Here is a 14663-nt window from a genome sequence, read left to right as displayed (position 1 = left end):
GCCTCATTCCTCCTGTGTCGATACCGTTATGGAGCCGCAGGACGTACGTAACCTGGCATCAAGGCGGCATTCCTTACCCTCGAAGCCAGGCGTGGCCACCTGGAGCTGGGCACGGGCCGCAGCTCCTTTGGCCGACTGGCGGGGCATCCCGGGCAGGTCCACCACAATGCCACCCAGGGATGTGCTGGCATCCACGCGGTAGCCGGCTTCGGGATCGGGACAGATCAGCCTGATGCTGCCGTTGGAGGTCCTCAGTTCGTATGTGTCCTGCCTGATCGCCCGGGCCTCGACCCTGATGCTGCCGTTGGACGTGGTGGCCTGGAGCCTCCGGGCCGAGAGCCAGGCCACGATGGCACCGTTGGAGGTATCCAGCTCCACCCGGTCGCCCTCAATGTCCTCCACCTCGATGCGCCCGTTGGACGTCTCCAGGTCCAGGACCCGGCAGCACAAGCCCCGCGCGCTGATACGTCCGTTGGAGGTCGCACCCCGCAGGTGATACTCACCCGGGGGCAGCCTGAGCACTCCCGAAACCGAGTAGTTTCCCCCGAAAAACCGCGCCGAGCGCACCTTGAGCGATTTCTCGTCCGCCTCCACGGTCACCAGGTCGGCGGCCTTGTGGGCCTGGCGCCCCCGCGCCTGGGTGTCCACCTCGAGCCGCCAGCCGGGGCCGTCCCATCCCTCCACGATCAGGCGGCCGTTGGCGAGTTCCACACTCACTTGCCGCGGCTCATCCCCCAGGAATTCCCCCTCACGGCTCAGGTGATCCCTGAACTCGGCTCCGGCCCACGGGAATATCTCCAGGAGCTTCATCACCCCTTCGGCGATGCCGGAGCCCATGTCGGCCATTTTCTCCCCCATCTCCGACCCCATGCGCGCCATCCTGTCCCCGAGTTCCGCTCCCATGCGCGCCATTCCCTCGCCGAGCTCGGGCCCCACGCCGGCCGCGTTCGCCCCCGGCTCCGCTGCCCCGCCCGCCACCCTCTCGCCTGACTCACTGCCAGGGGCGCGGCGGGCCCCCCGCCCCTGGCGTTCCCCCTCCCCTGTATCCTGGGGCTCCGCTCTAGCTGGCGACGGGGGCCGATCCCCCGCCTTCCCCACCGTGACCGGGCGTTCGCCTTGCCCAGCCGCTCCCTCAAGGGCCTCCAGCAGGCGCACGGCCTCCTCGGGGGTGACTCTCCCCTCCGCCACCATCTGGAGGATCAAACGCCGCTCTTCTTCCCCCATCACCCTTCCCTCCCTCGATCCCCGCGCTGAATCCACCAGCCTTCGGCGCCTACCTGACGCCCGCCGCCGGTAGCCGCCGCCTGCACGCCTTGGCCGCCACCGGTGCCTGCCCCCAGTCCGAGTCCTCTGTGGATCTCGCCCCCGCTACCTTGCGATGAGATGGCCCAGTCGCTCTACGGATCAGAGGGAGGCCAGCAGCCGCGCCGCCTCGGCCGCGGTGATCTTGCCCTTGTCCAGGGCATCCAGCACTTCCTGCCGCCGACGGGCCCGCTCGGCCTGTTCCTCCTCGTCCGCGCCGCGCGACGGGGCCAGGCCCAGGGCGGCAAGCACCGCTTCCAGGCGCCCCCTTACGGTGGGATAGGAGATCCCCAGTTCCCGCTCGACCTCCCGCAGGTTGCCGCGGGCGCGCAGGAACACCTCCACGAAGTCCCGCTGCTCCTGGGTGAGCAGGCAGAAGCGACACAGCCGGAACCGCCCCTCCATGGCCGTGGTGCAGGACGGGCAGTAAAGGCGCACGGCCCGCAAGGGCTCACCGCACACGGGGCACCGGCCCGGTACCACACGCTCCTCCACTGCAGATCCCTCCCTTGGGGAAGTATAAGGGAGAACCTTGACGATGTCAAGGCGTCAAGTAAAACTCCCGCCGGCCGCTGCTGGCAACTCGACCTGAAGGCCAGCCCCTACCCAGAAAAACTCTGGCCGGCGGGTCACCTGCCGCCCAGGAGAATCTCCCGTCGTCCCCGGGCACCGATGCGGCGAGCCTGACCTAGGCTTCCCCGAGATACTCTTTGAGGCGGCGGGCGGCGGCCCGGTTCATGCCGGGCACGGCAGCCAGCTCTTCCACCGAGGCGGCGACCAGCTTCTCCAGGGAGCCGAAGTGGCGGAGCAGTTCCTTCTTGCGACGGGGACCGATCCCGGGCACCTCATCCAGCAGGGAACGCAGGCCTTCCCGTTTGCGGGCCCGGCGGTGGTGACCGAGGGCGAAGCGGTGGGCCTCGTCACGCAGCCACTGCACCAGGTGCAGGGCCGCCGAGTCCCGCGGCAACTCCACCGCCTCGGGCCTGTCGGGCAGGAAGAGGAGTTCCTGCTCCTTGGCCAGCCCCATGGCGGGGATACGCTCGAGGTCGAGGGCGCGCAGCACTTCCAGCGCGGCATTGAGCTGGCCGCGGCCGCCGTCCACCAGCACCAGGTCGGGCATGGTGGCCCAGGACGATCCGCTCCCCGCCTCCTGCAGCCCCCGCCGGAAACGGCGGAACAGCACTTCCTGCATCATGGCGTAGTCGTCGGGTCCGGGAGTGCGCAGGCGGAACAGCCGGTAATGCTCCTTCCGGGGTACGCCATCTTCGAACACCACCAGCGACCCTACCGCCTGACGACCCTGCAGGTTGGAGATGTCGTAGCCCTCCAGCCGGTGTACGGGACCGACCAGTCCGGCCAGTTCCCCCAGCACCCGGGCCGCTTCCCGCCCCATCTCACGCCGGCGCTCTTCCTCCGGTTTGATCTCGTTGAGTACCTGCCTGGCGTTCTCGGTGACCAGTTCCACCAGCCGCCTCTTCTCGCCCTTCCTGGGAACCACCAGGGACACGCGGTGGCCAGCCTGGCGGGTGAGCCACTCCCCGATGAGGTCTGACTCCTCCGGCGCCGAAGGAAGCAGGATTTGCGCGGGGATATCCTCGGTATCCGCGTAGTGCTGTTTCAGAAAAGCAGCCAGGATCTCGGCGTCCTGGACCCTCCCATTCCCGCCCCCAGGAGCGTCGTGGGCAGTGCCGGCGCCAGTGCCCTCGGAGGCACCGGGGGCGAGGGCGAGCGACGCCGCGGGGAGGAAGTAGTGGCGGCGGCCCACCACCTTACCCGCGCGCATGAAGAACACCTGCAAGCACACGTCCCCTCCCGCCCGGGCCAGTCCCACCACGTCCTGGTCCTCCAGGCCGGTGGACACCATCTTCTGCTCCTCGATGAGGCGGTCCAGGGCCTGGATCTGGTCGCGCAGGCGGGCCGCCTTCTCGAACTCCAGGCGCCCGGCGGCTTCCTCCATACGGGCCCGCAGGCGCTGGCGCACCTCCTCGCCCCGCCCGCCCAGGAACAGGCACAGGTCCCGCACCACCTGGCGGTACTCGTCCGCGTCCACCTGGCCCGTGCACGGGCCCAGGCAGCGGCCGATGTGGTAGTTGAGACAGGGCCGCTCGGTGTTCCCCAGCGCCCGGTCCGAACAGGTGCGCAGGGGGAAGAGGCGCCGGCACAGACGCATGGTCTCGTGCACCACGGACGCCGGGTAATAGGGCCCGAAGTAGCGGGAACCATCCCGGCGCGCCCGCCGGGCGACCACCAGCCGGGGCCAGCGGTCCTCGGTGGTGACCCGCAGGTAGGGGTAATGCTTGTCGTCCTTGAGCATCACGTTGTACCGGGGCCGGTGCCGCTTCACCAGGTTGGACTCCAGGGTGAGTGCTTCCAGCTCGGTATCGGTGACGATCCAGTCCAGGCCCGCCGCCCGACTGAGCATGGCCATGGTGCGCTGGTTCAATCCCGCCGAGGAGTGGAAGTACGAGCGCACCCGGTTACGCAGGGAGAGGGCCTTGCCCACGTAGACCACCTGCCCGGCCGCGTCCTTGAACAGGTACACCCCCGGCCGATCGGGTAAACCCTTGAGCAATTCACGCCAGTGTTCCTGCTCCACGGAAGGTCGCCGGCCCCTCTATCCCCCGCCATCGGCCGCACGTGCTCCCGACGCGGCCTCCGCGGCCACCGTACGGGCGCGTGAGAGGGGCTCGGGCGCAACTCTCGTGTCGGCCGCGGGGCCGCCGCGGGATGCCAGCCAGCGGCGGAGGAAGCGACCGGTGTGGGTGTCGGTACGGGCAACTTCCTCGGGAGTGCCCTCGGCCACCACCCGGCCACCGGCGTCGCCGCCCTCCGGACCCAGGTCGATGATCCAGTCGGCGGTCTTGACCACGTCCATGTTGTGCTCGATGACCACCACGGTGTTGCCCGCATCCACCAGCCGGTGCAGGACGGAGAGCAGCTTCCTGACGTCATCGAAGTGCAGCCCGGTGGTGGGCTCGTCCAGGATGTACATGGTGCGCCCCGTGGCCCGCCGCGAGAGCTCCGCCGCCAGCTTCACCCGCTGGGCTTCGCCGCCCGACAGGGTGGTGGCGGGCTGCCCCAGCTTGATGTAGCCCAGCCCCACGTCGTACAGGGTCTCCAGCTTGCGGCGCAGGCGGGGCAGAGCAGAGAAGAACTCCAGGGCCTCCTCCACGGTCATGTCCAGAACTTCGGCGATGCTGCGCCCCCGGTAGCGGACCTCCAGGGTCTCCCGGTTGTAGCGCTTGCCTTTGCATACCTCACAGGGCACGTAGATATCCGGCAAGAAGTGCATCTCGATCTTGATGATGCCGTCGCCGCGACACGCCTCGCAGCGGCCGCCCCGCACGTTGAAGCTGAAGCGACCCGGGCGGTAACCCCGCATGCGCGCCTCCGGCGTGGCCGCAAACGCCTCGCGCACGAAGTCGAAGGCCCCAATGTAGGTGGCCGGGTTGGAACGGGGCGTCCGGCCGATGGGCGACTGGTCGATCTCGATCACCTTGTCCAGGTGTTCGACGCCCTCGATCCCCCGATGCTCACCGGCCCGGAGCCGGGCACCGTGCAACTCCACCGCCAGTCGGCGGTAGAGGATCTCGTTCACCAGGGTGCTCTTGCCCGAGCCCGACACCCCGGTGACGCACACGAAGGCACCCAGGGGGAACGAGATGTCGATGTCCTTCAGGTTGTGCTCCCGTGCCCCCCGCACGGCGAGGGTCCTACTGTGGCCCGGGCGGCGCGCCAGGGGTACGGCGATGGCCGCCTCCCCAGAGAGGTACTTCCCGGTGAGGGAACGCGGGCAGGAGGCCACCTCGTCCACGGTGCCGGCCACCACCACCTCACCGCCGTGGGCACCGGCACCGGGGCCCATGTCGATGACCCAGTCCGCTGCCCGCATCATTTCCTCATCGTGCTCCACCACCAGGACGGTGTTGCCCAGGCCGCGCAACCGCTTGAGGGTGGCGATGAGGCGGGCGTTGTCCCGCTGGTGCAGGCCGATGCTGGGCTCATCCAGGATGTACAGCACCCCCATGAGTCCGGAGCCGATCTGGGTGGCCAGGCGGATGCGCTGGGCCTCACCCCCGGCCAGCGTCCCCGTGGGCCGGTCCAGGGTGAGGTATTCCAGCCCCACGTTCACCATGAAGCCCAGCCGGGCCCCGATCTCCTTGAGGATGCGGTCGGCGATGAGGTGCTCGCGCGGGGTGAGTTCCAGGCGGGAGAAGAACTCCCGCGCCCGCGCGACCGACATGGCGGTCACCTCGGCCACGGACAGTCCCCCCACCTTTACCGCCAGAGCCTCCGGGCGCAGGCGAGCCCCCTTGCAGGCGGAACAGGGACGGCTGGACATGAACTCCTCGATCTCCATGCGCTGGGCGTCGGTCTGAGCCTCCCTGTGGCGACGCTCCAGGTTGGCGATCACCCCGTCGAAGTGGATGTCATGCACCCGCACCCGCCCGTAGGGGTTGACGTAGCGGAACCGGACGCGCTCCCCCGGCGCCCCGTAGAGGATGATGTGTACATGGCGCTCGGGCAGGTCGGCCACCGGCACCTCCGTGTCGATACCGAAGTGCTCGGCCACCGCCTCCAGCAACTGCGGGTAGTACGTACCGTTGCCCCGGAACCAGGCCACCACCGCACCCTCGGAAAGAGAACGGGAGCGATCCAGCACCAGGTCGGGGTCGATCTCCATGCTGGTGCCCAGCCCGTCGCACTCGGGGCACGCCCCATAAGGGCTGTTAAAGGAGAACAGGCGGGGCTGCAGCTCACCCAGGGAAATGCCGCAGTCGGGGCAGGCCATCTCCTGGGAGAAGAGCATCTCCTCCCCGTCCACCACCTGTACCACGGCCAGCCCGCCGGAAAGCTCCACCGCCTTCTCCAGGGAATCCGCCAGGCGGCTGCCCACGTCCGGACGGACCACGATGCGGTCCACCACCGCCTCAATGGTGTGCCGCTTGTACTTCTCGAGCTGGATGTCCTCGGAGAGTTCCCTAACCTCGCCATCCACCCGTACCCTTACGTACCCGGCCCGGCGCAGGTCCTCCAGTACCTTCTGGTGCTCACCCTTGCGCCCCCGCACCATGGGTGCCAGTACCAGCAGCCGGGTACCCTCGGGCTGGGCCAGCACCCTGTCCACCATCTGATCCACGGTCATGGAGGTGATGGGCCGCCCACAGCGGGGGCAGTGGGGCTTGCCAATGCGGGCAAAGAGCAGGCGGAGGTAGTCGTACACTTCGGTGACCGTCCCCACCGTGGAGCGGGGGTTGCGGCTGGCCGCCTTCTGGTCGATGCAGATGGCCGGCGACAGCCCCTCGATGAGGTCTACGTCGGGCTTGTTCAGTTGCCCCAGGAACTGGCGGGCATACGCCGACAGCGACTCCACATACCGCCGCTGCCCCTCGGCGAACAGGGTGTCGATGGCCAGGCTGCTCTTGCCGCTCCCCGACACCCCCGTGATCACCACCAGCTGGTTGCGGGGGATCTCGACGTCGATATCCTTCAGGTTGTGCTCGCGGGCGCCGCGCACCAGGATGGTGTCGCGCCCCCTGGAAATCTCACGCATCCTTCAAGCTGCAGCGCCCCGGCCCCCGGGCTCGCCCCGCCTGCCGCGCGGGTGACGTGGCCAGTACGCCCTCCCCTCCTGGGGGGATTATAGCACACCAGCCCGGCCCTCCCACCAAAGCTCTCCGCCATTCATTATGTTGGCAGGATTGGAGGAAGTTTCCCATACGACCGCGAATAAGCGTCAGGAAAGGAGGGGGTTACCGGTGAGACAGAAGGCAAAGTGGATTGCGCTGGTGTTGGCCTGCCTCATGCTGGCGAGTCTGGCCGCCTGTGCGCAGCAGCAGAAGCCTGCTGCCGAGGAGAAGAAGCCCGTCATCCTGGTGTTCGGACGCGGAGCCGATGCCGATCGCCTCGACCCCGCCCGCACCACCAGCGGCGAGTCGGTCAAGATCACCCTCAACATCTTCGACACCCTGGTCCAGTTCAAGCCCGGAAGCACGGACGTGGAGCCCGCCCTGGCGGAGAAGTACGAGCCCTCCGCCGACGGGACGGAGTGGACCTTCCACCTGCGCCAGGGGGTGAAGTTCCACGATGGCACCCCGTTCAACGCCGACGCCGTGCTCTTTTCCTTCCAGCGCCAGATGGACAATAACCACAAGTACTACTATGAGGACATGGAATACGCCGAGATGACCCTGGGGGTGGTCAAGGAGGTCGTCAAGGTCGACGAGTACACGGTGAAGTTCGTCCTCAATCACCCCTTCGGTCCCTTCCTGCGTAACATCGCCATGTTCTGCAACGCCATCGTCAGCCCGGCCGCCTTGGAGAAGTTCGGCGACGACTTCTTCAAGAACCCGGTGGGGACCGGTCCTTTCAAGTTCGTGAAGTGGGACCGCGACAGCCAGATCGTGCTGGAGGCCAACAAGGAGTACTGGGGCGGGGCCCCCAAGGTGGACCAGGTCATCTTCCGGGTGATCCCGGAGAACTCGGTGCGCCTGGCCGAGCTGCAGGCGGGCAACATCCACCTGATGGACGGCCTGGACCCCAACGACATCGCCACCGTGGAGAAGGACACCAACCTCGCCCTCATGAAGCAGCCCGGCCTCAACATCAACTACCTCTGCTTCCCCACCCGGCTCAAGCCGTTCTCGGACGTCAGGGTGCGTCAGGCCATCTCCTACGCCATCAACAAGGAGAACATCGTCAACTACCTGTATAAGGCGGCCGCCATAGTCGCCACCGGCCCGGTGCCCAAGACTATCCTGGACTACGACGTGCCCGGCTATCCCTACGATCCCGAGAAGGCAAAGGAGCTCCTCAAGCAGGCCGGCTTCGCCAAGGGTATGAAGATGAGCCTGTGGTGCTACCCCAACCCGCGCGCCTACAACCCGGTGGGAGCCAAGCTGGCCGAAGCGGTGGCCGCCGACCTGGAGAAGGTGGGCATCACCTGCACCATCCAGACCATGGAGTGGACCTCGTATCTGGCCCAGAGCAAGTCGGAGAAGGGCTTCGACGGGCCCTTCTTCCTCGGCTGGATGGGTGACAACGGCGACGTAGACAACTTCCTGTACGCCCTGCTCTCCACGGACAACATCCCGGGCGGCAACCGGGCCCGCTACTCCAACGCGCAGGTGGACGATCTGCTGCTCAAGGCCCAGAAGACCACGGACGAAGCCGCCCGTGCCGACCTGTACCGCCAGGCGGTGGACCTGATCGTGAAGGACGCCCCCTGGGTGTTCATCACCCACACCCAGGACATGGTGGTGCTCCGCAAGGGCGTGACCGGCTTCACCCAGAGCCCGCTCACGTTGTTCTTCCTCAAGGACGTAGCGCTGCCGCAGTAAGGGGACGGGGGGCCGGGCCGGGGAGGTCCGGCCCCCTCCCAAACCACGGGGCTGGAAATGACGAGTTACATCGCACGCCGCCTGGTCGCCATACTCCCCGTTTTGCTGGGGATATCCATCATAGTCTTCCTCATCATGCACCTCATCCCGGGTGACCCCGTGCTGGTCATGCTGGGGGAAAAGGCTTCTCCCGAACGGGCGGAGGAACTGCGCCGGGCCCTCGGGCTCTACGACCCCCTGCACGTGCAGTACGGTCGCTTCCTGCTACGCGCGCTCCAGGGCGACCTGGGACGGTCCATCCGCACCCAGGAGATGGTCACGCGGGAGATAGCGGTGCGCTTCCCCGCCACCCTGGAGCTCACCATGTGCGCCCTGTTCCTGGCCGTGGCAACGGGGGTGCTGTTCGGTGTAATCGCCGCCGTACGCCAGTATTCGGTATGGGACAACCTCAGCATGGTGGTGGCGGTAGCCGGGGTATCCATGCCCGTGTTCTGGCTGGGGCTCATGCTCATCTTCCTCTTCGGGGTGGCTCTAACCTGGCTGCCCATCTCGGCACGCCTGTCCGTGGAGGTCCACCTCGCCCGCATCACCGGACTGCACCTTGTGGACGCCCTTCTCACCGGCAACGCGGCCGCCTTCTGGGATGCCCTCCGGCACCTGGTGCTCCCCAGCGTGGCCCTGGGGGCCATCCAGATGGCCATCATCGCCCGCATGACCCGTTCCAGCATGCTGGAGGTAATCAGGCAGGATTACATCCGCACCGCCCGGTCCAAGGGCCTGGCGGAGCGCGTGGTCATCTACAAGCACGCCCTCAAGAACGCCCTCATCCCCGTGGTGACCGTGGTGGGTCTCACCGTGGGCCGGCTCCTGGGCGGCGCGGTACTGACGGAAACCATCTTTTCGTGGCCCGGCCTGGGCAAGTTCGCCGTGGACGCCATCTACGCCCGCGACTATCCCCAGGTGCAGGGGGTGGTCCTGCTCATCGCTGCCGGCTTCGTGCTGGTGAATCTGCTGGTGGATGTGATCTATGTCTTCCTCGACCCCCGCATCCGGTATCAATAGCGGCGCCGGCCTGCCCTCCGGCAGCACCCCCGCCCATGCGGGAGCAGGCCTGCCTTCCGGCAGCACCGCCGCCCACGCGGGAGACGGCCTGCCGCCGGGGAGGGTAAAGCGCGGTTCGGACGTGTGGAGGAGACTGCGCCGGAACCGCGCCGCCATGGCCGGCCTGGGGATCGCCATCCTGCTTATCGTCACCGCCATATTCGCACCCTGGCTGGCACCTTACTCTCCCACGGCGGGGAACATGCCCGAACAGCTCCAGGGACCCAGCTCCCGCCATCTGCTGGGGACCGACGACCTGGGTCGCGACATCCTGAGCCGCATCATCTACGGCACGCGCATCACCCTGCAGGTGGGCGTGATAGCCGTGGGCATCGGCCTGGGCATCGGAATGGTGCTGGGCTCCGTCGCCGGGTTCTACGGGGGCCGGGCCGACTCCATCATCATGCGCATCATGGACGTCATGCTGGCCTTCCCCAGTATCCTGCTCGCCATCGCCATCATGGCCATGATGGGACCCGGCCTGGTCAACTGCATGATCGCCGTAGGCATCGTCGGCGTTCCCACCTATGCACGCCTGGTGCGGGGCTCCATCCTGGCCATCAAGGAAACAGAGTACGTACAGGCGGCTCGCGCGGTGGGCAATCGGGAGCCACGCGTGCTGGCCCGCCACGTGCTCCCCAACACCCTGGCCCCCCTCATCGTGCAGGCCACCCTGGGCGTGGGCAGCGCCATCCTGGAGGCGGCGGCGCTGGGATTCCTCGGATTGGGGGCCCAGCGTCCCCAGCCGGAATGGGGTCTCATGCTGGCCGACGGCCGTCGCTTCCTGACCACCCACCCCCATGTGTGCACCTATCCCGGCCTGGCCATCATGGTGGTGGTGCTCGGCTTCAACCTGTTCGGTGACGGCCTGCGCGACGCCCTCGACCCCCGTCTCCGCACCTGATTTTTCTGCCGCCCGCGTACGTCCCCCGCGGCAAACAACGCCGGGCGGAACATGGTACAATATATGGGATACCACAAGACCCATCACGGTTGCGGCGCATCGAGCGATCGCAACATCTTGTTGAGGCCAACCCGGTCCGGAAACTACCCGGGAAGAACTCTGCCACGGGACCGCCTGATCGGAGGTGAGTTCATGGGGATCACGTACGTGGAAGGTATTGTCACGGGTCCAACAGGGAAGCAGGAGAAAGTCAGATTCCTGGTCGACAGCGGGGCAACGTACTCTCTGGTGCCGCTCTCCGTGTGGCAGTCCATCGAGCTCGGACCCAAGCGCAAGATGACCTTTACTCTTGCCGATGGCAGCAGTGTGGAGAGGTACGTGTCCGAGTGCCACATCTCACTCCAACAGGGAGAAGGCCACACTCCGGTTATTCTTGGAGAGAAGGACGACGAAGCCCTCTTGGGCGTGGTTACCCTTGAGATCCTGGGCCTCGTGTTCAACCCCTTCAGCCGGACTTTGCAGCCCATGAGGATGTTACTCATCTGATCGAGGGGGCTGTGCGAACAACTCCTGGCAACGTAACCCCGCCCCCGTACACGCTGCCGTTGGCCTCACCTGTTCGGCCGGCCCCCCGAACGGTTGCCCCGCGCACGTCCGCCAGGGTTACGCTGCGCGTGGCCAGCACGGGTAGAGCGACCACCAGCCTGGGGAGCGGTGCGCAAGAACAAGGCACCTGACGAAGCACGCTGCTCGAGTTCGAAGATCATGTCGCGCAGGGTGGCGGCGTGCTCGAACTCCAGCTTGCGGGCGGCCTCCTTCATTTCCTTCTGGAGGCGCTCCACCAGGGCGGGGATGTCGCGGGGGGCGACTTCGCGCAGGTCTTTGTCCGCCAGGTATTCGGGACCCTTCTGGGCCACCCGGGTGGCCTCGATGACCTGGCGCACGGCCTTCTTCACCGTCTGCGGGGTGATGCCGTGCCGCCGGTTGTACTCCATCTGCTTGCGCCGGCGCCGCTCCGTCTCCTCGATGGCCCGGCGCATGGAGTCGGTGACCGTGTCGGCGTACATGAGCACCCGGCCTTCGGCATTGCGGGCCGCCCGCCCGATGGTCTGGATGAGGGACGTATCGGAGCGCAGGAACCCCTCCTGGTCGGCGTCCAGGATGGCCACCAGGGAGACCTCGGGCAGGTCGAGCCCCTCCCGCAGGAGGTTGATGCCCACCAGCACGTCGAAGGCGCCCAGCCGCAGGTCGCGGACGATCTCCATGCGCTCCAGGGTGTCCACCTCGGAGTGCATGTACCGCACCCGCACCCCCATCTCCCGCAGGTAGTCGGAGAGGTCCTCGGCCATGCGCTTGGTGAGGGTGGTCACCAGCACCCGCTGGTCTTTCGTCGCGCGCTTGCGGATTTCCGCGAGCAGGTCGTCTACCTGGCCCCGGACGGGGCGCACCTCCACCTCCGGGTCCACCAGCCCGGTGGGACGCACCACCAGCTCCACCACCTGGTCCGACTTCTCCAGCTCGTAGGGCCCGGGGGTGGCGGACATGTAAATGACCTGGCCCACCCGCTTCTCGAATTCGTCGAAGGTGAGGGGGCGGTTGTCATAGGCTGATGGTAGGCGGAAGCCGTACTCCACCAGGGAGTCCTTGCGGGTGCGGTCGCCGTGGTACATGGCCCGCACTTGCGGTACGGTGACGTGGGATTCGTCGATGATGAGGAGGTAGTCCTCGGGGAAGAAGTCCAGCAGGGTGTAGGGGGGCTCGCCCGGCTTGCGGCCCGTGAGGTGGCGCGAGTAGTTCTCGATGCCGGGACAGTACCCCACCTCCCGCAGCATCTCCAGGTCGTAGCGGGTGCGCTGCTCCAGCCGCTGGGCCTCCAGGAGCTTGCCGCGTGACCGGAAGTACTCCAGGCGCCCGGCCAGCTCGGCCTCGATGGAGGCGATGGCCCGCTCCATCTTTTCGTCGGTGGTTACGTAGTGGCTGGCGGGGAAGATGGCCACGTGATAGCGCTCGCCCAGTACCTCACCGGTGAGCACGTCCACCTCGGTGATGCGCTCGATCTCGTCCCCGAAGAGCTCGATGCGCACGGCCCGCTCCGTGTACGAAGCGGGGAACACCTCCACCACGTCCCCCCGCACCCGGAACTTGCCCCGCACGAAGTTGATGTCGTTGCGGTCGTACTGGATGTCCACCAGCTTGCGCAGGATCTCGTCGCGGCTCCGCCGCTGCCCCACCCGCAGGGAAAGGCAGAGGTCGCGGTAGTCGGAGGGGTCGCCCAAACCGTAGATGCAAGACACCGACGCCACCACGATCACGTCCCGCCGCTCGAACAGGGCGGTGGTGGCGGCGTGGCGGAGCTTGTCGATCTCGTCGTTGATGAGGGTGTCCTTCTCGATGTAGGTGTCGCTCTGGGGGATGTACGCCTCGGGCTGATAGTAGTCGTAGTAGCTGACGAAGTACTCGACGGCGTTTTCCGGGAAGAACTGTTTGAACTCGGAGCACAGCTGGGCGGCCAGGATCTTGTTGTGGGAGATCACCAGGGTGGGACGCTGCACCCGGGCGATCACCTGGGAAGCGACGTAGGTCTTGCCGCTGCCGGTGATCCCCAGCAGGGTCTGGTGACGGCACCCCCGGTGCAGAGCATCCACCAGCCGCTCGATCGCCTCCGGCTGGTCGCCCCGCGGCCTGAAATCCGACACCAGACGGAACCCCACGCCCATCCCCCTTTGCGCGCCCCCTGTAACCGGCGCGGTCAGCGCGGGCTGTGGCGGCGGCGCCACCATGCCTCCAGCCAGGCCACCAGGGGCGAGCGGATGGGTCGCACCTGGGGCTCGCCCGCTTCACCGGGGCCCGGCAGGGGGATGATGCCCAGGCGCTGCACCTGCTTCCGCCACACCAGGCGTTCCAGCCGGCCGTCCGGCCGCCTCACCGTCAGCTCCAGCCACAGGTAAGGTTGCCCCAGGATCTCCTCGACGTGATGAGCCGCATGCACCGGCTCCCCGTTGATGGCCACCAGGGTGTCCCCCGGTCCCACTCCCATGTGGGCTGCCGGCGACCCCGGCATCACGTCGAGGATACGCACCCCCGTCCCCGAGGGCCGCAACCACGGTTCCCCCGCCATCTCCCTGCGCAGAGACCTGCGCACCACTGCCTCGTGGCCGAGGGGACCGAAGAGGGCAGCGGGCCACTCCATCCAGGGGGCACGGGAGGCCGCCACCGCCAGCACCAGCAGGGCCAGGCTGTACCCCGCCAGGCGCACCGCCGTGCGCCGGCTCACCTGCCGGGGCGCGTCCGTGATGGCCACCTCGGCATACCCCACCGCCGCCATTACCGGGAGCAGGGCGTACACGGCCGTCTCCGGGTTCACCAACCGGTCGGCGCGCAGAAGCGGCCACCAGTCGGGCATCTGTATCAGTCCTCCCAGCTGGGAGGGGTCGGGCATCGCCAGCAGCACCAGAACCACGATGGGAACGGGCCAGAACTTCTGCAGGGTGAACGCCCCCACCAGTTCCCGGCGCTCGTTCCGGATCGTCACCGGGGTGGCACAGGTGTACCCGCTCAGCCTGATAAGAAGGCTTTCGGTGAGGTGAAGAATGGCCACCAGGGCCATGATGCCCCCCACACTCACGCGCGGGACACCAAACAAGAGGTACAGCACGGAGATTATCCCGCCCGCGTACGAGAAGCACATAAGGCGGGGGCTGACCAGGTAAAGCAGCAGGGCCACCGGCAGCAGGTACTGCACGCCGGCCCCCGAAAGCGACACCCCCACGAATACCAGGATGAAGCTTCCGATGAGCCCGCCCACCAGTCCCTGGGCGGCCGCCAGGATAGTCTGGTGGCCGGGCTGGTTCTTGACAAAGCCGTACAGGCGCTCCTCCATCCCTGCCACCCGCCGGTACTGGAAGAACACGAGCAGCACCACCAGCCAGAAAGCTATGGCGTACGTGGGGTCCAGCAGAGCAGAGGGCAGGGCCCGCAGGATGGCCAGCCCCAGGTCCACAAATGGTTGCATCGCC

Annotated in this window: 10 protein-coding genes; 4 read left to right on the top strand and 6 right to left on the bottom strand. The window is 67.3% G+C overall.

The window, feature by feature from the left end:
* Positions 1-3: 3 nt before the first annotated feature.
* The 4 genes from QME70_06925 to uvrA all read right to left on the bottom strand — a co-directional run bounded on the left by QME70_06925 (position 4) and on the right by uvrA (position 6856).
* A complete protein-coding gene (locus tag QME70_06925; GenBank protein ID MDI6894327.1) occupies positions 4-1224 on the bottom strand; it encodes a DUF4097 family beta strand repeat-containing protein in 1221 nt (406 codons plus the stop codon).
* A gap of 180 nt (positions 1225-1404) precedes the next feature.
* Positions 1405-1797 (bottom strand): DUF2089 domain-containing protein, encoded by a 393-nt coding sequence (locus QME70_06920; GenBank protein MDI6894326.1) that lies wholly within the window; start codon positions 1795-1797, stop codon positions 1405-1407.
* A gap of 193 nt (positions 1798-1990) precedes the next feature.
* Positions 1991-3898 carry an excinuclease ABC subunit UvrC gene (gene uvrC / locus QME70_06915; protein MDI6894325.1) on the bottom strand — a complete coding sequence of 636 codons (1908 nt, stop codon included), beginning with the start codon at positions 3896-3898 and terminating at the stop codon, positions 1991-1993.
* Between the two features lie 18 nt (positions 3899-3916).
* Positions 3917-6856, bottom strand: a complete 2940-nt coding sequence (gene uvrA / locus QME70_06910) for an excinuclease ABC subunit UvrA (protein MDI6894324.1) — start codon at positions 6854-6856, stop codon at positions 3917-3919.
* 205 nt (positions 6857-7061) lie between these two features.
* On the opposite strand from uvrA, the gene QME70_06905 reads away from it, so the two are divergent.
* The 4 genes from QME70_06905 to QME70_06890 all read left to right on the top strand — a co-directional run bounded on the left by QME70_06905 (position 7062) and on the right by QME70_06890 (position 11193).
* On the top strand, positions 7062-8642 hold the full coding sequence (locus QME70_06905; GenBank protein MDI6894323.1) for an ABC transporter substrate-binding protein: 1581 nt from the start codon (positions 7062-7064) through the stop codon (positions 8640-8642).
* 57 nt (positions 8643-8699) lie between these two features.
* A complete protein-coding gene (locus tag QME70_06900) occupies positions 8700-9704 on the top strand; it encodes an ABC transporter permease (GenBank protein ID MDI6894322.1) in 1005 nt (334 codons plus the stop codon).
* Positions 9670-10647 (top strand): ABC transporter permease, encoded by a 978-nt coding sequence (locus tag QME70_06895; protein MDI6894321.1) that lies wholly within the window; start codon positions 9670-9672, stop codon positions 10645-10647. Before QME70_06900 ends, QME70_06895 begins: the two co-directional genes overlap by 35 nt.
* Positions 10648-10839: 192 nt before the next feature.
* Positions 10840-11193, top strand: coding sequence for an aspartyl protease family protein (locus tag QME70_06890; protein MDI6894320.1), 354 nt, complete (start codon positions 10840-10842; stop codon positions 11191-11193).
* Between the two features lie 65 nt (positions 11194-11258).
* On the opposite strand, the gene uvrB is transcribed toward QME70_06890, so the two are convergent.
* Positions 11259-13364 (bottom strand): excinuclease ABC subunit UvrB, encoded by a 2106-nt coding sequence (gene uvrB, locus QME70_06885; GenBank protein ID MDI6894319.1) that lies wholly within the window; start codon positions 13362-13364, stop codon positions 11259-11261.
* Positions 13365-13396: 32 nt separating this feature from the next.
* Entirely contained in the window at positions 13397-14659 is a 1263-nt protein-coding gene (locus QME70_06880; protein ID MDI6894318.1) for a PDZ domain-containing protein, read from the bottom strand.
* Positions 14660-14663 lie beyond the last annotated feature (4 nt).

The sequence above is a fragment of the Bacillota bacterium genome (assembly GCA_030019365.1).
Lineage (GTDB): Bacteria > Bacillota > Sulfobacillia > JACIYH01 > JACIYH01 > JACIYH01.
This window is presented reverse-complemented; position numbering and strand designations above follow the sequence as displayed.

What these genes read in the sequence shown, in the direction of transcription:
- QME70_06925 (MDI6894327.1), bottom strand. Translation starts at nt 1,224, where the DNA reads ATGGGGGAAGAAGAGCGGCGTTTGATCCTCCAGATGGTGGCGGAGGGG.
- uvrA (MDI6894324.1), bottom strand. Translation starts at nt 6,856, where the DNA reads ATGCGTGAGATTTCCAGGGGGCGCGACACCATCCTGGTGCGCGGCGCC.
- QME70_06900 (MDI6894322.1), top strand. Translation starts at nt 8,700, where the DNA reads ATGACGAGTTACATCGCACGCCGCCTGGTCGCCATACTCCCCGTTTTG.
- QME70_06895 (MDI6894321.1), top strand. Translation starts at nt 9,670, where the DNA reads ATGTCTTCCTCGACCCCCGCATCCGGTATCAATAGCGGCGCCGGCCTG.
- QME70_06890 (MDI6894320.1), top strand. Translation starts at nt 10,840, where the DNA reads ATGGGGATCACGTACGTGGAAGGTATTGTCACGGGTCCAACAGGGAAG.
- uvrB (MDI6894319.1), bottom strand. Translation starts at nt 13,364, where the DNA reads ATGGGCGTGGGGTTCCGTCTGGTGTCGGATTTCAGGCCGCGGGGCGAC.
- QME70_06880 (MDI6894318.1), bottom strand. Translation starts at nt 14,659, where the DNA reads ATGCAACCATTTGTGGACCTGGGGCTGGCCATCCTGCGGGCCCTGCCC.